Raw genomic sequence first — 20,961 nt, forward strand, 5'->3', positions numbered from 1 at the left:
TCGCCCGCGGGAGGGCGGCGGGCTCAGGTGCCGATGCGGTAGCGGGCCATCATGCAGTCGTCCTCGTGGTCGAGGATGTGGCAGTGCCAGACGTAGCCGCGCAGCCGCATGCCGTCCATGGCGGCGAAGGACGCGTCGGGGTCGAAGCCCAGCTCGGCGGCGGCGGGGAAGCGCACGAGGACCCGGGTGACCATGCCGGGCGGGCAGCCGACGGTGTCCTTGACGCCCGCTTCCCACGCCTGCGGCGGCTGGGCGGTGCCCAGCAGGTGGGCGTCGGGGGACGGCGACCAGGCGGTGCCGGGTTCCGGGCGCGGGTTGGCCTTGCGGTAGGCGGCGGCGTCGAAGACCTGGCGGTCCAGGATGCGCATGTGCACCAGGTGCAGGTGCATGGGGTGCGGCTCGGAGGAGGCGTTGACGAACTCCCACACCTCGGCTGTGCCCTGCCGCGGGGTGAGGACCGGCCCGTCGCCGTAGCGCAGGTTGTTCATCATCATCCCGGCGGGCGGCCAGCCGGGGGCGGTCGCGGGGGTGAGGGTGACGATCCGGCGCGGCAGGGTGCCTGCGGCGGGCAGCGCGGGCAGGGCCGCGGGCAGGCCTGCGGCGCCGCGCAGGACGGTGGGCGGCGGGGTGGTGAAGCCGCGTGCCCCGGTGCCGACGAAGCGCAGGATGTCGGCGGTCGGCACGACCGCGGTGGCGGCGACGACCTCGGGTGACTCCTGCTGGTCGTTGGTCAGGTCGACGTGGTCGCCGGCGGCGAGCGAGCCGAAGTCCACGACAAGGTCGAGGCGTTCGCCGGGTGCCAGGCGCACGGAGGTGGTGCGGGCGGGGGCGTCCAGCAGGCCGCCGTCGGTGCCGACCACCCAGAAGGGCATCTGGTTGCTGAAGAACAGCCGGTAGCCGCGGGCGTTGGAGGCGTTGAGCACCCGGAAGCGGTAGAAGCCGCGGGCGACCTTCAGATAGGGCGACACGATGCCGTTGACGGTCATCAGGTCGCCGAACATGCCGCCTTCCCAGTGCCCCTGCGGCACCTCGCGGGCGGTGCGGAAGTTCAGCGAGCCGTCGGCGAGGAAGCGGCGGTCGGCGAGCGTCAGCGGCACCTCGAACTCGCCGCTCGGCAGCCCGAGCCGGTTGGCCGCGGTGCCGGTGTCGTACTCGTCGCGCAGCAGGTAGGTGCCGGCCAGGCCCGCCACCGCGTTGAGCCGGGTGATGCCCATGGCGTGGTCGTGGTACCAGAGGTGGGCCGCGTCCTGCCCGTTCGGGTGGCGGTAGGTCATGGTGCCGCCCGGCCTGACGGTGTCCTCGGGGTGCCCGTCGGCCTCCGGCGGGGTGACGGCGCCGTGGATGTGCACCGTGGTCCGCGGCTGCGTGCGGTCCAGCTCGGATGCGCCCTGCAGGGTCGGATCGACGTCGGCGGCGAAGAGGTGGCCGCCGTCGATGGCATTGCTGAAGGTCAGCGTGAGCGGTTCGCCGCGGTGCGCCTCGATGGTCGGCCCCTGGTACGGCTGCCCGCCGTAGGACCAGGTCTTCGCGACGCCCAGGTCCCGGTGGAAGCGGTGGGTGGACGCGGCCGTGGTGATCGTGCGGTCGCCCGTCAGCACGGGGGCCACCGGCAGCTCGTCCACGTAAGGCGTCAGCTGCGGGGAGGCGAAGGTGAGCGAGGCCGCCGCGTCCGCCTGCTGGGGCCTGGGGGCGCCGAACGCGCCGAGGGCGGCGGCGCCGAGGCCGACGCCTCCGGCGGTGAGGAGTGAGCGACGGGACGGACCGTGCGGCATACGGGCTCCTCTGGGGTAGGACGCGCTTGACGATAAGCATCCATATGACGCATCGTCAACGATTTCCACCCGTGTCGGACATCGCCGCCTCCCCCGCCGGGGATGTCACCAGGCGGCGGGTGCGTAGTCCTTGAGGAAGCAGCCGTAGAGGTCCTCGCCCTGCTCGCCGCGGACGATCGGGTCGTAGACCCGCGCGGCGCCGTCCACGAGGTCGAGGGGCGCGTGGAAGCCCTCGGCGGCGAGCCGGATCTTGTCGGGGTGCGGGCGCTCGTCGGTGATCCAGCCGGTGTCCACCGCGGTCATCAGGATGCCGTCGGTCTCCAGCATTTCCTGCGCGCTGGTGCGGGTGAGCATGTTGAGGGCGGCCTTGGCCATGTTGGTGTGCGGGTGTCCCGCGCCCTTGTAGCCGCGGGAGAACTGGCCCTCCATGGCGGAGACGTTCACGACGTACTTGCGGCGGGCGGCCGCCGCGGCCATCGCCGGGCGCAGCCTGCTGACCAGCACGAAGGGCGCGGTCACATTGCACAGCTGGACTTCGAGCAGCTCGACGGGGTCGACCTCGCCGACGGTCTGGACCCAGGTGTTGGACGGGTCGAGGTCCGGTACCAGACCGCCGGCGTCGATGGCGGTGCCGGCCTCGATCCTGGCGAGCGAGGCGGAGCCGCTGACCAGGGCCAGGTCGGTGACGTCCTGGGCGGTGAGCACCTCGCCGCGGGGCGCGGGCAGTGCGGCGGCGGTCCTGGCGCCGCTGCCGTAGGCACCGAAGACCTCGGTGGCGGGCAGCTCGCCGGCCGGCAGCGGTGCGCCCTCGGCGGCGACCAGCTCGCGGTAGGCGGCAGGCGAGCGGCGGACGGTCTGGGCGGCGTTGTTGATCAGGATGTCCAGCGGGCCGTCCGCGGCGACGGAGTCGGCCAGGGCCACCACCTGCGCCGGGTCGCGCAGGTCGATGCCGACGACCTTGAGCCGGTGTATCCACTGGTCGCTGTCCGGCATCGCCTTGAAGCGGCGGACGGCGTCGTTCGGGAAGCGGGTGGTGATCGTGGTGTGCGCGCCGTCGCGCAGCAGCCGCAGCGCGATGTACATGCCGATCTTGGCCCGCCCGCCGGTGAGCAGGGCGCGCCGCCCGGTCAGGTCGGTGCGGGCGTCGCGGCGGACGCGGTTCTCGCGGGCGCAGTCCTGGCACAGCTGGTGGTAGAAGGCGTCGACCTCGACGTAGCGGGTCTTGCAGACGTAGCAGGAGCGGGGGCGCTCCAGGATGCCGGCGATCTCGGTGGTGACCGAGGTGGTCAGCTGGATGCCGAGCGTCTCGTCGTCGATGCGGTCGGCGGCGCCGGTCGCGGTGGCCTCGGTGACGGCCTTGTCGTTGGCGGTCTTGGCGGCCCTGCGCTCCTGGCGGCGGCGCTGCTTGACCGTACGGTAGATGCCCGCGGTGGCGCGGCGGACGGCGATGGCGTCGGGGTGGTCGACGGGCAGGCCGTCGAGTTCGGCGAGCACGGCCAGGCAGACCTGGAGGCGTGCCGGGTCGATGCCGGGCGCGTCCTCCCCGGGTCCGAGGTCGTGGAAGTCCTGTGTTGTCGCCGTCATGCCGCCGCTGCTCTCCCTGTCGGCCCGGGTCCTCGCGGGTCCTGGGGCAACCCGGGCACTCCCCCGGGTCCTGGGGCGAACTTTACGTTTGACCTGCTGGCAGCTCCAAACCCGGCGGCGGGCGGCAGGCCGGTAGTCTCGGGGCGGCCGCGCCGCCCCGCCCTGGAGGTCCGTTGAGCACCGACAGCCCCTTCGCCGTGCCGTACGACGACCCTTTCGGGGTGCACAACCTGCCCTACGGGGTCTTCCGCACCGCCGGCCGGCCGCAGCCGCGGATCGGGGTCCGCTTCGGCGGCCGGGTGCTCGACGCGGGAGCCGCGGCCCGGGCGGTCGGGGCGCCCGCGGAGGTCTCCGGGCTGCTGTCGGCGCCGCTGCTGAACCCGCTGCTGGCCGCGGGCCGCCCGGCCTGGACCCGGGTGCGGGCCGCGCTGACCGAGTGGCTGACCGGCGAGCAGCACCGGGCGGCGGTCGGGCCGCTGCTGGTGCCGCTCGCGGACGTCGCGCTCGACCTGCCCTTCGAGGTCGCCGACTACGTCGACTTCTACGCCTCCGAGCACCATGCGGTGAACGTCGGCCGGATCTTCCGGGCAGGCGCCGACCCGCTGACCCCGAACTGGAAGCACCTGCCGATCGGCTACCACGGCAGGGCCGGCACCGTCGTGGTGTCGGGCTCCCCCGTGGTGCGGCCCTGCGGGCAGCGCAGGGCGGGGGGCGAGGACGCCCCCTCGTACGGCCCGTCGCTGCGGCTGGACGTCGAGGCGGAGCTGGGCTTCGTGGTGGGCGGGGCCACCGGGCGCGGGTCGCGGGTCGCGATGGACGGCGCCGACGAGCACGTCTTCGGGGTGTGCCTGCTCAACGACTGGTCGGCGCGCGACGTACAGGCCTGGGAGTACGTGCCGCTGGGTCCCTTCCTCGGGAAGTCCTTCGCGACGTCCGTGTCGCCGTGGGTGGTGCCGCTGGACGCGCTGGCGCACGCGCGGACGGCCCCGCCGCCGCGCGACACCCCGCTGCTGCCCTATCTGGACGACGCCGCCGCCCCGCCGCGCGGCCTGGACATCGCCATGGAGCTGCGGCTCAACGGGCACACGGTCTCCCGGCCGCCCTTCGCGGCGATGTACTGGACGTACGCGCAGATGCTGGCGCACATGACGGTGAACGGGGCGAGCCTGCGGCCGGGGGACCTCTTCGCCTCGGGCACCGTCAGCGGCCCGGAGCCGGACAGCGTGGGCGCGCTGATCGAGCTGACGCACGGCGGGCAGCGGCCGGTCGCACTGCCCGACGGCAGCACGCGGGCCTTCCTGGAGGACGGCGACGAGGTCGTCATCACCGGGTCCGCGCCGGGTCCCGGCGGGGTGCGGGTGGGCCTCGGCGAGGTCGCGGGCCGGGTCGAGCCGGCCCGCGACTGACTCACGAGGCCCGGGGACTGACAGCGTGCCCGCGCATGACAGCCGGCCCGGTCCGTCCCGGGTACGACACCCGGGGCGGGCCGGGATGCCGGCCGGCGGCTACGCCGGTTCGACGGCTGCCTCGGCGTGGACCACCTCGACGTCCCAGGCCAGCGTGCCGTGGGCGAGCGGTGCCCCGTCGTGGGCGAGGTCGGCCACGGCCTGGTAGACGCCGGGGGCGGTGCCGGGCGGGACGGTCACCTCGAAGACGCCCTCCTGCGGCGGCCCGCCCGCGGTGAGCACGCTGCCCGCGAAGGCCACGGTGCCAGGGCTGCCGGCGGCCGGGGCGAGCGGCGGCTGCGGGCGCAGGGCCGCGGTGACCTTCTCGCCGGGTACGGCGTCGGCCGCCCGGCTGCCGACGGCGAAGGTCAGCCGGACGGTGCCGCCCGGCTCCGCCGTGACCGGGCTGCCGGTCGCCGTGCCGTACAGGGCGACGGGCTGCGGCGGCGGGGCGCCGCCCGCGGTCAGGGTGAGGCCGGTGATCAGCGGCGCCAGGGCGCCGGCGCGTGCGGCGGTGAACTCCACCGTCACGTTCGAGCCCGTCGGGATGAACTCCACGCAGCGCCGGGACCAGGCAGGCCCCGCCGCCCCGGCCGGCACGAAGGCCTCCTTCGTCACCCCCGGCCCCTTGGCCGACTCGACGGGGCGGACCAGCACCATGTACTCCTGCTCGGCCGGCGCCGGCTCGGCGGACCCGCGGTCCGCCGGGTCCGCGATGTCGGGTGACTCCATCCAGCTGATGGCGGTCCTGCGGCCCGCGGTGGTCGGCACGGTCTGGCTGACGGCGCCCGACTGGGTGTCCTCGCCCCCGAGCCGCAGGGCCTGGACCGCGGAGCTGCCGGCGGGACGGTCGCCGGGGGCCAGGGCGACGAGCCGGACGGCGTCCTGGGTGACCTCCCAGCCGGGGATGCCGTCGGGGTTCTTGGTGGTGAAGGCCTTGTGCTTCGGTGCGGGTCCGACGCCGGGCTCCGCGAAGTCCGGGTTGGCGATCTGCGTGTCGGCGGTCTCGGGATTTGCGGTCTCGGGATTGGCGATGCCGGGTGTGGCGATGTCGCCCGCCATGCTGGTCCTTCCGTCGGTGGCCGTGCGCCCCGGCTGAAATTCCACCAAGGGTCGCGCCCGCCCGCAACACGACGCGGACGCCGTGCGGCCCGGCACCCCCCACCGGGTACCGGGCCGCGGTCCGTCCCCCCGGGGCGGCTACCGGCGGCGGTAGCCGGGCGAGGGGACGTCCTCCACCCGGACGCCGCCCGCGGCGGCGCCGAGCAGGGTCAGGGCGGGCGCGGGCAGGCCCGCCGGGGTGCTGCCGTCGCTGAGGACGGCGAGCGCCAGGGTGTTGGAGCCGCCGGTGCGCAGGATGCCGTTCGGCAGCACGAAGGTGTGCTGCGGGCCGACGTCGTTGGCGTACTGGCCGAGGTTCCAGCCGTTGAGGAAGATCTGCACCCGGTAGGCGCGGGCCGGGTCGTCGGTGAGGGTCAGGCCGATCGAGGCGTCGGTGCCGCGGTCGACGTCCAGGGTGAAGTCGGTGCGGTACCAGGCGACGCCCTGCCGGGTGTCGGTGTGCGGCAGCGCGACCGGGGTCCACCCGCGGTCCGGCAGGCCCGGCAGGTGCCAGCCCTCGCGTTCGCCGTGCAGGCCGCCGCAGTTGAGCGGCCCGCGCACCGGGTCCTCGGTGCCGGTCGCGCCCTGGATGCGCCAGGCGGCCGGTGCGGCGCCGTCGAGGGTCGCCGCGAGCAGGCCGCGGGCGGCCTTGAACGCGTCGTTGGCGCCGCCGTCCTCGGCGTGGGCCATCGGCCTGACCAGGACGGCGAGGGTGTGCGGGCCGTCGCCCCGCAGGTCGTCGGGCACGGTGAACTGCGCGGTGCCGGTCCAGCTGGCCACCGTGTCCTGCGCCTTGGTGGGGGTGGGCAGCCGGTGGGTGCCGAGCGGCCGGCCGTCCCACCAGGCCATCAGCAGGCCCAGGGTGCCGCCCTGGTAGGTGAGTCGGAGGTCCTGCGGGTCTGCGGCGCCCTCGACGGTGGTGCGGTACCAGACGTCGCCGTAGTGGAAGCCGTAGTCGTCGGCGAAGAGCACGGCGGGCTGGCCCGCGGGCACCGCCGTGGAACTCGCCGAGGACGTCAGGCCGCAGACCCGCCATGTGCGGTCGTCGTAGCCGGGCTCGCTCTCGGGGTTCTCGGCCGCGTACCGCCAGCCGGTGAGGGCGGGCAGCCGTACGGAGCCGGGTCCCGGCAGCGGGCGGTCGGCGGCGAGGCTGCCGTCGCGGGTGGCGCGGGCGCTGACGCGGTGCCCGTTCCAGTCCAGGTGCTCGACCCGGCCGGGCGCCCACACCTCGAGCGGCGCGGGCTCCGCGGTGTCGCCGGTCAACTGCAGGTTCACACCGTGGACTTCGGCGGTACGCAGCAGTGCGGGGCCGCTGACCAGCACCGGGCCTTCCGCGGTGTCGCGGGTCCACAGGGTGGCGGCGGCGGTGTCGTCGGCGAGGAGCAGCAGCAGCGGGGTGTCGCTGCCGCCGCCCTGGACGCGGATGCGCGTGAGGCCGTCGAGGACGGCGTTGACGCGCAGGGTGCCGGCCTCGGCGTCGTAGGCCGTCTGCGCGCTGCCCGCCGTGACCGTGACGGTGGGGCGGGTACGGCAGAGCAGAACGGTCTCGACGGGGTCGCCGGGCCTGCCGGTGAGCAGGGCGATGTCCTGGGTGTCGCCGGAGGCCCGCCACATCGGCTGGGCGGTGGTGTAGAGCAGTGCCCTGCGGCCGAGCGAGAGGTTGGTGGCGACGACCTTCATGTCCTTGCCCGCCACCTGCATGCCGCCGGGGGCGGCCGGGACGGTGAGTGCGCCTGCCGCGGTGCTGACCGGCAGGGTGCAGACGGCCGGCTGCGTACTGTCGTTGCGCAGGAAGTACAGGTGGGAGCCGCGCTCGGGGTTGGCCAGGTGGTAGACGCGCAGGGTCGCGCCGACGGCCGCGGTGTCCTCGGCCCGGTCCAGTTCCGCCAGGTCGGGGAAGGTGGCGAGCATGGCGCCGATCTGCCGCATCGGCAGCAGCTTGGACGTCTGGTTGCGGGCCTCGTCGATGGCGGCGCCGTAGTCGTAGGAGGTGTAGACGACCGGGGCGGGCAGCCAGCCCCACGAGGTGCCGCCGAAGGTCATGTAGACGTTGTGGACCTTGATGCCGTTGGCGAGGTTGGTGAGGTAGAAGCGCCGCTCGAAGGCCGCGTCGCGGGTCCTGCGGGACTCGCCGTAGCCGAGGCCGCCGAACTCCGCGCCGCCCCACGGGTCGAACCAGCCGCCGCCGAACTCCGCGGTGAATCCGGGGGTGTCGGGGCTGGCGGTGGAGCCGCCCTTGGCGCCGCCGGTGCCGAAGTAGCCCCAGTCGGGCGGGGTGCTGGACGGCGACGGGTAGCCGTCGAAGGCGTAGAGGTAGCGGCCCTGTTCGCCGCCGGTGTCGAAGCCGCCGGGGACCCAGTAGCCGTTGCGGCCCTTGTCGTTGTGGAAGAGCGGTACGTCGATGCCGTCGGCGCGCACCTTGGCGTAGAGGTGGGCCATGTAGTCCTTGCCGGTGGCGCTGGTGACGAAGGACGCGTACTCGTTCTCCAACTGGTAGAGCACCACGGTGCCCTGGCCCTTGGTGTACAGGTGCCGGCCGATGACCGCGTTCACCGCGGTGAGGTACTCGTCGGCGTGGGCGAGGTAGGCCGGGTCGCTGGTGCGGGCGCGGCCCGGGGTGACGGCCAGCCAGCCGGGGTAGCCTCCACCGTCCACCTCGGCGTTGATGTAGGGGCCGGGCCTGGCGATGACGTAGAGCCCGGCTTCTGCGGCCAGGTCGAGGAAGCGGTCCAGGTCGCGGACGCCGGTGAAGTCGTAGACGCCGGGGGCCGGGGAGTGGAAGTTCCAGGAGACGTAGATGCTGACGGCGTTGTAGCCGTTGGCCTTCATCTTGTGCAGGACGTCGAGCCACAGCGAGGGGCTGGGCAGCCGGAAGGGGTGGAACTCGCCCGACCAGATCGGCACCCGCTGCCCGTCGACGAGCAGCGAGTAGCGGTCGAAGGACACGGTGTGGGCGGTGCCCTGCCCGGGGCCGCCTGCGGCGGGGGACGGTGCGGTGCCGGCCGGAGAGGCGGCGCCGGGCTCGGCGGCGTGCGCGACGGACGGCAGGGCCAGCGCGGCGGCGGCCGACCCGGTCAGGGCGGAGAAGGCGCGGCGGGACAGGTCCACGGAGGTTTCCCTTCGGCAGGGAGCGGCGGAGGCGGGGGCGTGCGGGGACATCAGGGGCTGCACAGCGCTTGAAACGTCTTAACGAGCCGGAAACCTAGCCTTGGGACGACCCACATGCAAGAGTTCGCACACAACCACTCATCCTGGGCGCACACAATTGAACAGTTTCAGACGGGGTACCGCGGCGCCGGTGCGCCCCGGCGCGCGCCACCGGCGCCCGTGGGCACTCCGGCGGACCGCGGCCGCCACCGCGTACGCGCGTGCCCCCGGCGGAGCACCCTTGCATCCGCCGGCCGCGCATGAAGTGGCCGGCGGCAGGCCATCCTTCCCGGGAAGCCGGTCTCTGCATTTGCAGACCGCCGGCGTGATCATCGGTCTCGGCACGGAAAGAGGACTCATGGCCGGTCACGGGCAGCACGAGGACGGCAGGGAAGACCCGGCGGTGGCGGACGGCAGGGGCACATCAGCCGTCGCATGGCAGAAAAGCTCCTACAGCAACCACCAGAGTGCGTGCGTGGAAGTGGGCGGAATCGGTCGCGAAACGGTCGGTTTCCGCGACTCGAAGGACCCGGAAGGGGCGGTTCTGATCTTCGGGCGCGATGCGGCCCGCGCTTTCGTTGCCGCCGTGGCGGCGGGCGAGTTCACTGGAGGTCGGTAACCGGCCGCCGGTTTCGGCAACTTCCGATCTCATATGACTGAGGCAGGATGAGGGGGCCATGGAATCCGCCCGCTCAGCGCGAGGGAGAGCCCGCCCGTGCCTGCCCAGCCGTCCCGCGCCCCGCGCGGAGTCCGCCATGTCCGCCCGCTCTCCGGCCGGGCGCCGACCGCGCAGCGCATGATCTTCGGCGAGACGCTGCGCAAGCACCGCGACGCGCTCGGCCTGACGGAGAAGGAGGTCGCACGCGCGATCGGCGGCTGCTCCGCCTCCAAGATCAGCCGACTGGAGTCCGGCGAGCACGACTTCAAGGAGCGGGACGTGCTGTCCCTGCTGGACGTCTACCAGGTGGCGGAGGGCACCGAGCGCGACCGGCTGCTGGAACTGTCCCAGCAGGCCAACGAGAAGGGCTGGTGGGAGGCCTGGCGGGACGTCGCGCCCAAGGAACTGCAGACCTACGTCAGCCTGGAGGACATCGCCGCGCGCATCCGCTCCTACGAGAGCGGGCAGCTGCTCGGGCTGCTGCAGATCCCGGACTACACCCGGGCGCTGGTCAGGGCCAACTCGCTGGAGCCCAACGTGCGCACGGCCGAGCGGATCATGGAGCTGCGGGCCATGCGCGCGCAGCGCTTCCTGCGGGACTCCGCGGCGCAGTTGATCTGCGTGCTGGACGAGGTGACGCTGTCCCGCGGCTACGGCACCAACCCGATCATGCGGCGGCAGATCGAGCACCTGATCGAGCTGGCGGGCCACGAGCGGATCAGCTTCCGGCTGGCGCCCTCCGCCCGGCTCAACCTGCCCGTGCAGATCGGTACGACCACCGTCTTCGACTTCGCCGCCGACCAGTTGCCCGCCATCGTCTACGTCGAGCGCTGCAACGGCGGGCTGTACCTGCAGGACCGCCAGGAGGTCGACGCCTACGAGCGCGGCTTCGACCGGCTGATGGTCGGCTCGCTGGGGTCCGCGGCCTGCCTGCAGAAGCTCAAGGACTACTGCCAGAAGTACCGTTGACGACCGCTCAGGGCAGCGGCAGCTGGTACGGACCCGGCCGCGTGCACGGCTACGGCTTGCGGGCGACGCCCGCGTACAGCGACGCGTCCGCGTCCGAGATCAGGCTCGGCCCGCTCCCCGGTTCGGGATTCCAGCGGTGCGCCACCGCCACGCCCGGCTCCAGCAGGTCGAGCCCGGCGAAGAACTCCCGCACCTCGGCGCGGCTGCGCACCTGCAGCGCCGTGCCGCCCTTGGTGTAGACGTCCACGATCGCCGCCCACATCTCGGGGGCGAAGTCCGGTGTGCAGTGCGAGATCGTCAGGTACGAGCCGGGGGCGAGCGCCGCGACCAGGGCGGCGACCACACCGTGGGCGTCCTGCTCGTCGGGCACGAAGTGCAGCAGCGCGTTCAGGCTCAGCCCCACCGGCAGGTCCAGGTCCAGGCAGCCGTCCCTGCGGACCACGTCCAGCAGGTGCACGGGGTCGGTCACGTCGGCCTCGACGTAGCCGGTGGCGCCCTCGGCGGAGGAGCGCAGCAGGCTGTCGGCGTAGACCAGCACGATCGGGTCGTTGTCCACGTAGGTGACCCGGGCCTGCGGTGCCTCGCGCTGCACCACCTCGTGCAGGTTGGGAGCGGTGGGGATGCCGGTGCCGATGTCGAGGAACTGCCGGATGCCGTGGTCGCGGGCCAGCATCCGCGCGGAGCGGTGCACGAAGGCCCGGTTGACGCGGGCGGCGGCCCGGACGGCGGGGAAGGTCGCGATGACCCGCTCTGCTGCCTCCCGGTCGACGGCGTAGTTGGTGTTGCCGCCCAGGTAGTAGTCGTACATCCGCGCGCTGTGCGGCAGGTCCTGCCGCAGCCTGTCCCCCGCGGCCTGCGCCAATTCCTCGTCCACGCCACTCCCCCGGTCTGCCGGTCCACCGGGGCCAGCCTATGCAGTGGCCGGCCGCCGCAGTACCCCGCCCGGGCTGCCGGGACGCGCCCCCGGCCTACCCGGACGCGCCGGGGCTCTCGGCGACCAGCCGGGGCAGGCCCGCGTGGTCGCAGCCGGCCTTGAGGTAGATGTCGGACAGCAGCCGCCGCACCACCGCGTCGGAGGCGCCCAGTGCCTCCGCTATCCGGGCGTTGGACCATCCGCCGGCGGCCCACTCGGCGACCGCGCGCTCCTGGACGGTGAGCGAGTCCGCGTCCGCGGTACGCGGCTGCAGCGGCCACAGGCCGGTGGCGTTCAGCTCCTCGCGGGCGCGGGCCGCGAGCGCGTCGGCGCCGCACTGCACGGCCGACTCCAGGCCGCGGTGCAGCTGTTCGGCGGCCTGCTGGGGAAGTCCGGTGCGGCGCAGGGTGACTCCGTGGTCGACCAGCGCCCTGGCCAGGTCGTAGCCGGACGGCGAGCGCTCCAGGTGCGCGACCGCCTCGGCCAGGACGCCGGCCCGCCCGGGCAGCGGGGTGACCGCGGCCAGGGCGTGCAGCGCCTAGCCGACGGCGGACTGCGTACCGAACCTGCGCGCCCTGCGGACGCCTTCCTCCGCGGCCTGGACGGCCCCGTCGGGGTCGGTGGCCGCCCTGGCCGCCGCCAGGTGCAGCGGCCAGGGGCACCATGCGGGGTTGCGCATCCCGCGGGCGTCCAGCCGCTCGCCGACCGCGGTCAGCTGCCGCTCGGCCTCGCGGTCCCGGCCGAGGGCCAGCAGCAGTTCGCTGTGGACGGTCTGCGCGTCGGGGTAGACCACCGCGCTGGGCACGATGTCGCCGTAGTGGTAGGAGACGGCCAGCATCCGCGCCTCCTCGGTGCGGCCGCGGGCGAGCAGGATCTCGATGAGGATGCCGACCGCGAAGTACTGCGCGGGCACCTGGTGGCCGACCCGGTCGGCGATCCGCAGGCCCTCGCGGACCATGGTCTCGGCGGAGTCCAGCCGGCCGCGGCGGAAGCGGATGTAGCCGAGCAGGGTGTGCCCGAAGGACAGGTGGGCGCCGCGCCAGCCCTTGTCCTGGCACTCCACGATGCCCTGGTGGAAGAGGTCCTCGGCCCGGCCCGGCTGGTCGCAGTACAGGAAGGTGAGGGCCACCAGGACCGGCACCTCGAAACCCCACTGGTCGTCGGTCCACGGCAGCCCGCCGCCGAGCGCCTCTTCCGCGAAGTGCAGCGCGGTGGCCGCGGGTTCGCCCCTGACCATGGCGTCCCAGGCGCGCAGGCCCAGGATGTAGCGCTCCGCCGTGCCGCGGGCGGTCAGGTGGTCGGCGAGCCTGGCGAGTTTGCGGGAGCGCGCGGTGGAGTCCTGCTCGTCGGCCCTGAAGGCGTCCCACATGAACTGCTCGGCCTGCAGGTGCAGCCGGGTCCTGAGGTCGGTGGCCCGGCGGGCGGCCTCCGCGACGGTCCTGGCCGCCTCCGCCATCCGGTCGGAGTGGCCGAGCGCCTGCGCCAGCCGGTAGACGATCGCATCCCGCAGCTCGGGGGCCAGTACGGGTTCGTCGAGGGCGGCCCGCAGGTGGTTGACGGTGATCGCGGGCTCGGTCAGCAGGGCGGAGCAGCCCAGTTCGAAGAGCACCTGGGCGCGGTCCTCCATCGCGGGCGGCTCGCGCAGCGCCCTGGCCAGGCAGCGCCTGGCCGCGTCGGGGGCGCCGGCCCGCAGGTACTCGCGGGCCGCCTCCGACAGCTGCTGCACCACCCACGGGTCGCTCTCCGGGTGGGTCTCCAGCAGGTGCCGGGCGGCTGCGGTCACGCCGAGCCCGGACTGTGTGACAACCGCGGCGGCCTGGCCGTGCATGGCCACCCGGAAGGCCGCGGGGATCGCCCGGTAGACGGCCGTGGACACCAGCGGGTGGAAGAACTCCAGCCTGCTGTCGGCCGCTTCGAGCCCGCCGCGGGGCGGCTCTGCCAGGATGCGGGCCTCGCGCAGCGCGGCCACCGCCTCCGCGGACTCCGCCTCGCCGAGCCCGCCGACACCGGCCGCGCGGCTGCGGGAGGCGTCGGCGCCCAGCACCGCGACGCTCCAGGCGAAGCGGACCGCGGAGGTGCCGAGCCGCTCCAGGCGCTCGATCAGGCCGCCGCCCTTGACCGCCGAGGCCAGCTCGCGCAGCTCCGGCAGGTGGACGGCCTGGGGTTTCAGGCCGCGGTCCGCGACCCGGGCCGCGAGTTCCACGGCTTCGAAGGGGTTGCCGCCGGTGACGGCCCAGGTCTCCCGGCAGAAGGCCTCGTCCGCGTCCTCGCCCAGGGTGTCGCGCACGATACGGCTGACGGCGCCCGGGGTGAGCGGCGCCAGGTCCAGGGTGCGCGAGCCGTGCCGCTCGGCCAGCCGGCCGAACGCCAGGGCGTCGCGCGGCAGTTCGTCGGGGCGGTAGGCGACGACGAGCAGCATCGGCAGTTCGGTGACCCGCGGCGCGAAGCCGGTCAGCCACGCCAGCGACTCCGCGTCGGCCCAGTGGGCGTCGTCGAGCACGACCACCAGCGGGGCGCGCTGCATCGCGAAGCGCGTCACGATCCAGTCCAGGCCGTCGCGTACGCCCTGCGGGTCGGGCGATCCGCCGCTCGCGCCCGCCACCAGGCCCACGGCGGGGGCGACGATGTCGTACCAGCTGCCCAGCGCCTCCCGGTGCTCCTGCTCGGTGCCGGTCGCCAGCAGGGGCTGCACCAGGTGGCGTACGACCTGGAAGGCGACGCCCTGCTCCTGCTCGCCGCCGCGGGCGGACAGCACGGTGCAGCCGCGGGCGACGGCCCTTCTGCGCACCTCGCCGAGCAGCGTGGTCTTGCCGAGGCCCGCAGGTCCCGCGAAGACCAGCAGTCCGCCGGTGCCGGACGCGGCCGCCCCCTGCGCCGGCGCACTCAGCTCCGCCAGCAGCGCCTCCAGGGCTGCCATCTCGGTCTCACGCTCCAGCAGCAGCCGCTTGTGCCGCGGCGGTTGGTCTGCGGTGTACCCCATGTCATGTCCCTCGAAAGCGCGGTGTCCCCGTGCACCCGTCCCTCCGGGTAGGCACAGCGTACGCACGTGCGCACGATATGTGGTCTGCCGCGCGGCTTTCTCCGGCAGCTTGGCCGGAGTCGGCCCGCCGGGGGCCGGGGAACGCTACCCTCCCGGCTTCCGGTAGCGCCCTCGGGGGTCGCCCCGGGGGGCGCACACGAGCCCGCGTGCGCCGGTCGCGCACCTCCGGGCGCCCGCAGACGACGGTCCGCCGGCGGACGCTGCGCCTACGCTTCCTGCACGGCACTCGGGCATCGCCCATCGGACAACCGGGCTTCGCGGCACCCTGGAGGGCGCATGTCGGACGAGACGGCTGGGGGAAGCACACCGCAGGGCCGCACCGCGGATCCGACCCGGCAGACCGCGGCCGTCAGGATCCCCTTCCCCGCCCGGCTGAACCTGCACGCCGAGCGGGCCAGGCAGCACACCCTGCAGTGGGCGCAGGGCACCGGCCTGCTCACCGGGGACGCCGCCACCGCCGAGTACGACGCCCTGCGCCTCGACCGGCTGATGGCCTACTTCTACCCCGACGCCGGGGCCGCGGACCTGGAGCTGGCGGCGGACTTCAACGCCTGGTTCTTCATCTTCGACGACCAGTTCGACGCCGACCTGGGCACCAGGCCCGCACGGATCCGGCAGCTGGTGGCCGACCTCGCCGCCGCCATGGCACCGGATGAGGCGGCGGACAAGGCGGCGGAGGCGGTGCGCCCCGGGGACGGCCCGCTCGTGCACGCCTTCCGCGACATCTGGCGGCGCTCCACCGCGGGCGCCGAACGGGGCTGGCGGCTGCGCTTCGGCGCGCACTGGCGCGCGTACATGGCCGCCCACGAGGCGGAGGCCCGGCACCGTACGGCCGACCGCCTGCCGTCGCTCGAACGCTTCCTCGATGTGCGGCGGGAGTCGATAGGGGTCAGGCCCTGCCTGGACTTCGCCGAGCGGTGCGGCGGCTACGCGCTGCCGGACGAGGTGTACCGCCTGCCGGCGCTGCGGGAGATGCGGCAGATCACCGGCGACGTGGTGATCTTCGTCAACGACATCGTCTCGCTGGTCAAGGAGCTGGCGGCCGGCGACGTCAACAACAGCGTGGTCGTGCACCGCGCGCACAAGGGCTGCACGGTCGAGGAGTCCGTCGAGCACGTCAGCGGCCTGGCCAACGCGCGCACCGACCGCTTCGTACGGCTGGCCGCCGCGCTGCCCGAGGCCCTGGTGCTGCGCGGGGTCGGGCGCGAGACGCGGGATCACGTGGCGCACTACGTGGACGGGATGCGCCATGTCATGGCGGGCAACCTGACGTGGTCGCTGGCGACCGCACGGTACGACGCGACCGGCGTCGCGGCGGTGAGCGGCGGGCGCCGGCGCCCCTGGGGCGGACTGGCGGCGGAGGGCGGCGCCGCCGCACCGCACCGCGCAGGCCCTGCCGCACCGCAGCACGGAAGCACCGTCTGACCGGCCCTTCTTCCGCGGCGCGACGCGCTTCAACCCTCGGGGCGGGCCACAGCTCGGAGAAATTCCGGGCACGGTTCCATTACGATGCAACACCCGTCATATCGTCGCAAACCACCCCATCCCACGGACCCTGTCACGGGCCTTCCAAACGAAGGCGGTCCGGTGCCGAGTCGCCGCTCCGGCACGCTGCGCACCCGGGCCGTCACGCGGGCGACAGGTTGCATAAGCCACTGAATCAGGGCGTCAGCCGCGCCCAGCGGCGCCGCGGATGTGACCTGTTCCACGATCGCGCGCCCGCCTGGCTTTCCACGCCGTGACCGGCCCTCAGGGCCGCGGAGCCGGTGCGCGGGGCGCCGCGGGGGCGGCGCCGGCGGCCACCTGAAAGCGGCGGTGGCGTCCCGTTAGGTTCGGTGGGCGGACCGCGGGGGGGCCGGTCCCCGCCCTGTCGTCGGCCCGAAAGGCAGCTGTGTCCAAGCTCGTAGCCGAGCACGTGTTCAAGGTCTTCGGACGAAGGCCCAAGGAAGGTGTCCGCCGCATCCAGGCGGGCACCGATCGCGACGAGTTGCGTGCGGAAGGCACCACCGCCGCCGTGATCGACGCCTCGTTCGAGGTTCAGCAGGGCGAGATCTTCGTCGTGATGGGCCTGTCGGGGTCCGGGAAGTCGACGCTGCTGCGCACCCTCAACGGCCTGGCGCAGCCCACCTCGGGCCGGGTCCTCTTCGACGGCAGGGACGTCTCGTCGCTGGCCGCGAAGGACCTGCGGCACCTGCGCTCGCACCGGATCAGCATGGTCTTCCAGCACTTCGCGCTCTTCCCGCACCGGAGCGTGCTGGACAACGCCGGCTACGGCCTCGAAGTGCAGGGGCTGCCGCGGCAGGAGCGCGAGGAGCGGGCCGCGCAGGCCCTGGAACTGGTCGGCCTGGCCGGCTGGGAGCGCTCCTGGCCCGACGAGCTGTCCGGCGGCATGCAGCAGCGGGTGGGTCTGGCCCGCGCGCTGGCCACCGACGCCGACCTGCTGCTGATGGACGAGTCCTTCTCCGCGCTCGACCCGCTGATCCGCAGGGACATGCAGGACCAGCTGCTCACCCTCCAGCAGCGGCTGCGCAAGACCATCGTCTTCATCACCCACGACCTCAACGAGGCCATGCGGCTGGGCGACCGGATCGCCGTCATGCGCGACGGCCGGATCGTGCAGATCGGCACCGCGCAGGACATCCTCGTCGACCCGGCGAGCGACTACGTCGCCAGCTTCGTGCAGGACGTGGACCGCTCCCGGGTGCTCACCGCCGCCTCGATCATGCAGAAGCCGCCGGTGGCGGTGGACCTGAGCGACCCGCAGTGCGTGACCGCGCACACCGACACACCGCTGGCCGAGCTGCTCACTCCCGCGTCGCGGACCCGGCAGCCGCTGGCCGTCGTGGACGACGAGGGGCGGCTCAGCGGCGTCATCGCGCGGGACACCCTGCTCGCCGCGCTCGGCGACCAGCCGGTGAAGGAGGCCCACCGTGCCTAGGATCCGTCTCGGCAACTGGGCCGAGGACGTCGTCAGTTGGCTCACCCGGCACTTCTCCTGGCTCTTCGACGCGGTCAGCAGCGTCGTCAACCACCTCTACGACGGGGTGGAATGGGTGCTCGGCGGCCCCTCGCCGCTGCTGATGGCCGGCATCCTGGCCGCGCTCGCCTTCTGGATGCGCGGCCTGCCCACCGCACTGGCGGCCTTCGCCGGGTTCGCGCTCATCGACGGTGTGGCGCAGTGGGACCAGGCGATGCAGTCGCTGTCGCTGGTGGTCGTCTCGGCCGCGGTGGCGCTGCTGCTGGCGGTGCCGCTGGGGGTGTGGGCAGCCCGCAGCCGGGTCGCGAGCGCACTGGTGCGCCCGGTGCTCGACGTCATGCAGACGCTGCCCGCCTTCGTGTACCTGATCCCGGCCATCATCTTCTTCAGCCTCGGTACGGTCCCCGCCGTCATCGCCACCATCGTCTTCGCCATGCCGGTGGGCGTGCGGATGACGGAGCTGGGCATCCGCCAGGTCGACCCCGAACTGGTCGAGGCCGCCGACGCCTTCGGTACGGCACCGGCCCGCACCCTGCTGCGGGTCCAGCTGCCGCTGGCGCTGCCGACGATCATGGCGGGCGTCAACCAGGTCATCATGCTGGCCCTGTCGATGGTCGTCATCGGCGGCATGGTCGGCGCCGAGGGGCTGGGCTCGACCGTCTTCGGCGCGATCAGCCAGGTCGACATCGGTCTCGGCTTCGAGGGCGGCGTGTCCGTCGTCGTGCTCGCGGTCTACCTGGACCGGATCACCGGTGCGATGGGCGAGCAGGTCTCGGCGCTCGGCCGGCGGACCGCGGCCCGCGCCCGCACCGGGGGCCGGCTGCGCGGCTTCGCGGTGCTGCGCTACCGGCCGCGCCCGGCGGTGGGCCTGTCCTGCGTCGTCGCGCTGGCGCTGGTCGCCGCGGGCACGGGCGTCTTCGGCGGCGACGGGCAGCCGAGCGCCCCCGTCGCGGCGGGCAGCGACGTCGGCAAGGGACGCACCGTCACCATCGGGTCCTTCAACTGGGACGAGTCCATCGCCTCGGCCAACCTGTGGAAGGCCGCGCTCGACGCCCGCGGCTTCAAGGCGGCGGTCAAGACGTACGACCCGGGTGCTGCCTTCACAGGGCTCGCCCGCGGCGACATCGACGTCCTCACCGACGCCTGGCTGCCGACGACGCATGCCGCGTATCTGAAGCAGTACGGGAAGGACTACACCGATCTGGGTAAGTGGTACGAAAGGACCTCGCTGGAGGTCGCGGTCCCCTCCTACGTCAAGGGGGTCACGACGATGGCCGACCTCAAGGGCCGGAGCAAGGAGTTCGGCGGCAGGATCGTCGGCATCGAGCCCGGCGCCGGCGAGATGGGCCTGCTCAAGGACAAGGTGCTGCCGGGCTACGGCCTGGACAAGGACTACCGGCTGGTCAGCAGCTCCACCTCGGGCATGCTCGCCGAACTCGCCCGCGACTACGCCGCCAGGAAGCCGGTCGCCGTCGTGCTGTGGTCGCCGCACTGGGCCTACAGCACCTACCACCTGACCAAGCTGTCCGACCCGAAGTCCCTGTGGGGTCCCGGCGACTCCATCCACGACCTCGCCAACAAGGCCTCCGCCGCCCGGCTTCCCGAGGTCAGCTCGTGGATGCGGGGCTTCCACATGACGGAGCCGCAGCTCGGCTCCCTGGAGGCCGCCATCCAGGCGGCGGGCCAGGGCAACACCGCCCAGGGCGTCCGGCAGTGGGTCGCCGCCCACCCGGGGGTGCTCGACACCATGGCCCCGGTGGGCGCCGGCGGCTGAAAAAGAAACGAACGGCGTAGAACAACAACCCCGTGTTCGCCCCGCAAAGTCACTTGACACGAAGTTATTCCGAGTTGAACGAAAATCAACTACCGTGTAAAGGATGACCGTCCGCGGCGTCATGGATCGGGAACCAAGTGGCGACCTATTGGGCGGCCGCGCGGACGGGCATGGTAAAAATGACTGATTGTAACGGTCACATCAATGCACGGCTCAGCGGCTGGAGAGTCCATGAAGCTACCGCAGGACGACAGCACCGGTATCGGACCCCGTCTTCGTGAACTGCGCCGAGCTCGTGGCCTCCATCAACAGGATCTGGCCAGTGACGAGTTCTCCGTCAGCTATGTGTCCCTAATCGAAACCGGCAAGCGCACCCCGTCGAAGGCGGTCCTGCAGGCCCTGGCGGACCGTCTCGGCTGCTCGGTCGAATATCTGCGGTCCGGCAGGGACGACAATCGGATCAAGGAACTTGAGCTGAAGATCGCCTTCGGCGAGATGGCGCTGCGCAACGGGGAGAACGGCGAGGCGCTGCAATCGTTCAGCGAGGCCCTGGCCGACAAGCCGCTGCTGGCCGACTCCTCGGTGCGCAGGGCGCAGATCGGGCTGGCGCTCGCGCTGGAGAAGATAGGGTCGCTGTCCGCCGCGGTCCAGCTGCTGACCGACCTGTACGAGGCGCCGGCCACCGTCGTCGGCTCGCAGGAGTGGAGCCAGATCGCCGCCTCCCTGTGCCGCTGCTACCGGGAGTGCGGCGACCTGGCGCTCAGCGCGGAGGTCGGCGAGAAGGCGCTGCAGCAGCTGGACCAGCTCGGCCTTGAGGCGACCGACGACTACATCCAGCTCGGTTCGATGCTGATCGGCACCTACAGCATGCGCGGCGACCTCACCAGGGCGCACCTGCTGGCGAACCGGCTCGTGGCGACGGCCGAGGACGCCGAGTCGCAGGTCACCAGGGGAGGTGTCTACTGGAACGCGGCCCAGGTCGCGCACGCGCGCGGCGCGACCGCCGACGCGCTGGCCCTGACCGAGCGGGCGCTGCACCTGATGGCCGCCACCGACAACCTGCGGCACCGGGCACTGCTCACCGCGATGCACGGCTCGCTGCTGATGGAGTCCGACCCGCCGGACGTGGAGCGCTCCTGGGACCTGTTCACGCAGGCCCACGACATCCTGGTCCAGGTGGGCACCGCGGCGGAACAGGCGCGGCTGGAGAACGACCTGGGGGTGGCGAGCATCCGGCTCGGCCGGGTCGACGACGCGCTGCGGCACGCCAGCCGTGCCCTTGGGCTGCTGCACAACGAGCCGCGCTGGCTGACCGTGCAGGCCAGGGCGACGCTGGCGGAGGCGCAGCTGTCCATGGGCGACCAGGCGCTGGCCGAGGAGACCCTGATGACGGCGGCCCGCGACCTGCGGCAGGTCACGCCGTCCCGGCAGACGGCGCTGGCCTGGCGCAGGCTCGGCGACCTCTACCAGAGCTGCGGGAAGTCCGACGCCGCCATGACGGCCTTCCAGCGGGCGCTGCAGGACCTGGGCCTGCGCGGCGGCAACCAGCTCAAGTGCACGTCCAACGCGTTCGAGTAGCCC

Annotated in this window: 12 protein-coding genes and 1 pseudogene; 7 read left to right on the top strand and 6 right to left on the bottom strand. The window is 73.3% G+C overall.

Annotated features, from left to right (window positions below; genetic code table 11):
* Positions 1-23 precede the first annotated feature (23 nt).
* Complete coding sequence (locus JT723_RS18415) at positions 24-1,772, bottom strand: multicopper oxidase family protein (protein WP_205045761.1); 1,749 nt, start codon at positions 1,770-1,772, stop codon at positions 24-26.
* 105 nt (positions 1,773-1,877) lie between these two features.
* A complete protein-coding gene (locus JT723_RS18420; protein ID WP_205045762.1) occupies positions 1,878-3,356 on the bottom strand; it encodes an SDR family NAD(P)-dependent oxidoreductase in 1,479 nt (492 codons plus the stop codon).
* Between the two features lie 173 nt (positions 3,357-3,529).
* Here JT723_RS18420 and fahA point away from each other — a divergent pair, with 173 nt between their 5' ends.
* Positions 3,530-4,762, top strand: coding sequence for a fumarylacetoacetase (gene fahA / locus JT723_RS18425; RefSeq protein ID WP_205045763.1), 1,233 nt, complete (start codon positions 3,530-3,532; stop codon positions 4,760-4,762).
* A gap of 99 nt (positions 4,763-4,861) precedes the next feature.
* On the opposite strand, the gene JT723_RS18430 is transcribed toward fahA, so the two are convergent.
* Both JT723_RS18430 and JT723_RS18435 read right to left on the bottom strand, forming a co-directional pair.
* Positions 4,862-5,863 carry a serine/threonine-protein kinase gene (locus JT723_RS18430; protein WP_205045764.1) on the bottom strand — a complete coding sequence of 334 codons (1,002 nt, stop codon included), beginning with the start codon at positions 5,861-5,863 and terminating at the stop codon, positions 4,862-4,864.
* 138 nt (positions 5,864-6,001) lie between these two features.
* Positions 6,002-9,010, bottom strand: a complete 3,009-nt coding sequence (locus JT723_RS18435; protein ID WP_205045765.1) for a beta-galactosidase — start codon at positions 9,008-9,010, stop codon at positions 6,002-6,004.
* Between the two features lie 364 nt (positions 9,011-9,374).
* Between JT723_RS18435 and JT723_RS18440 the strand changes: the two genes are divergently transcribed.
* A complete protein-coding gene (locus JT723_RS18440) occupies positions 9,375-9,668 on the top strand; it encodes a DUF397 domain-containing protein (protein ID WP_307794025.1) in 294 nt (97 codons plus the stop codon).
* A gap of 96 nt (positions 9,669-9,764) precedes the next feature.
* Positions 9,765-10,676 carry a helix-turn-helix domain-containing protein gene (locus tag JT723_RS18445; RefSeq protein WP_205045766.1) on the top strand — a complete coding sequence of 304 codons (912 nt, stop codon included), beginning with the start codon at positions 9,765-9,767 and terminating at the stop codon, positions 10,674-10,676.
* Positions 10,677-10,725: 49 nt separating this feature from the next.
* Here the strand turns inward: JT723_RS18445 and JT723_RS18450 are convergent, their stop codons facing one another.
* Together JT723_RS18450 and JT723_RS18455 are read right to left on the bottom strand one after the other, a co-directional pair.
* Positions 10,726-11,550, bottom strand: a complete 825-nt coding sequence (locus JT723_RS18450; protein ID WP_205045767.1) for an SAM-dependent methyltransferase — start codon at positions 11,548-11,550, stop codon at positions 10,726-10,728.
* A gap of 94 nt (positions 11,551-11,644) precedes the next feature.
* Positions 11,645-14,569 (bottom strand): annotated as a pseudogene (locus tag JT723_RS18455) (ATP-binding protein).
* 336 nt (positions 14,570-14,905) lie between these two features.
* On the opposite strand from JT723_RS18455, the gene JT723_RS18460 reads away from it, so the two are divergent.
* The 4 genes from JT723_RS18460 to JT723_RS18475 all read left to right on the top strand — a co-directional run bounded on the left by JT723_RS18460 (position 14,906) and on the right by JT723_RS18475 (position 20,958).
* Positions 14,906-16,054, top strand: coding sequence for an isoafricanol synthase (locus JT723_RS18460; protein ID WP_205045768.1), 1,149 nt, complete (start codon positions 14,906-14,908; stop codon positions 16,052-16,054).
* Between the two features lie 466 nt (positions 16,055-16,520).
* Positions 16,521-17,567 carry a quaternary amine ABC transporter ATP-binding protein gene (locus JT723_RS18465; protein WP_205045769.1) on the top strand — a complete coding sequence of 349 codons (1,047 nt, stop codon included), beginning with the start codon at positions 16,521-16,523 and terminating at the stop codon, positions 17,565-17,567.
* The gene (locus tag JT723_RS18470) at positions 17,560-19,380 is read left to right on the top strand and encodes an ABC transporter permease/substrate binding protein (protein ID WP_205045770.1); all 1,821 of its coding nucleotides are present in this window, start codon (positions 17,560-17,562) and stop codon (positions 19,378-19,380) included. The genes JT723_RS18465 and JT723_RS18470 overlap by 8 nt, the downstream gene beginning before the upstream one ends.
* Before the next feature lie 231 nt (positions 19,381-19,611).
* On the top strand, positions 19,612-20,958 hold the full coding sequence (locus JT723_RS18475; RefSeq protein ID WP_205045771.1) for a helix-turn-helix domain-containing protein: 1,347 nt from the start codon (positions 19,612-19,614) through the stop codon (positions 20,956-20,958).
* Positions 20,959-20,961 lie beyond the last annotated feature (3 nt).

Origin of the sequence: Actinacidiphila bryophytorum (assembly GCF_016916835.1) — a bacterium.
Lineage (GTDB): Bacteria > Actinomycetota > Actinomycetes > Streptomycetales > Streptomycetaceae > Actinacidiphila > Actinacidiphila bryophytorum.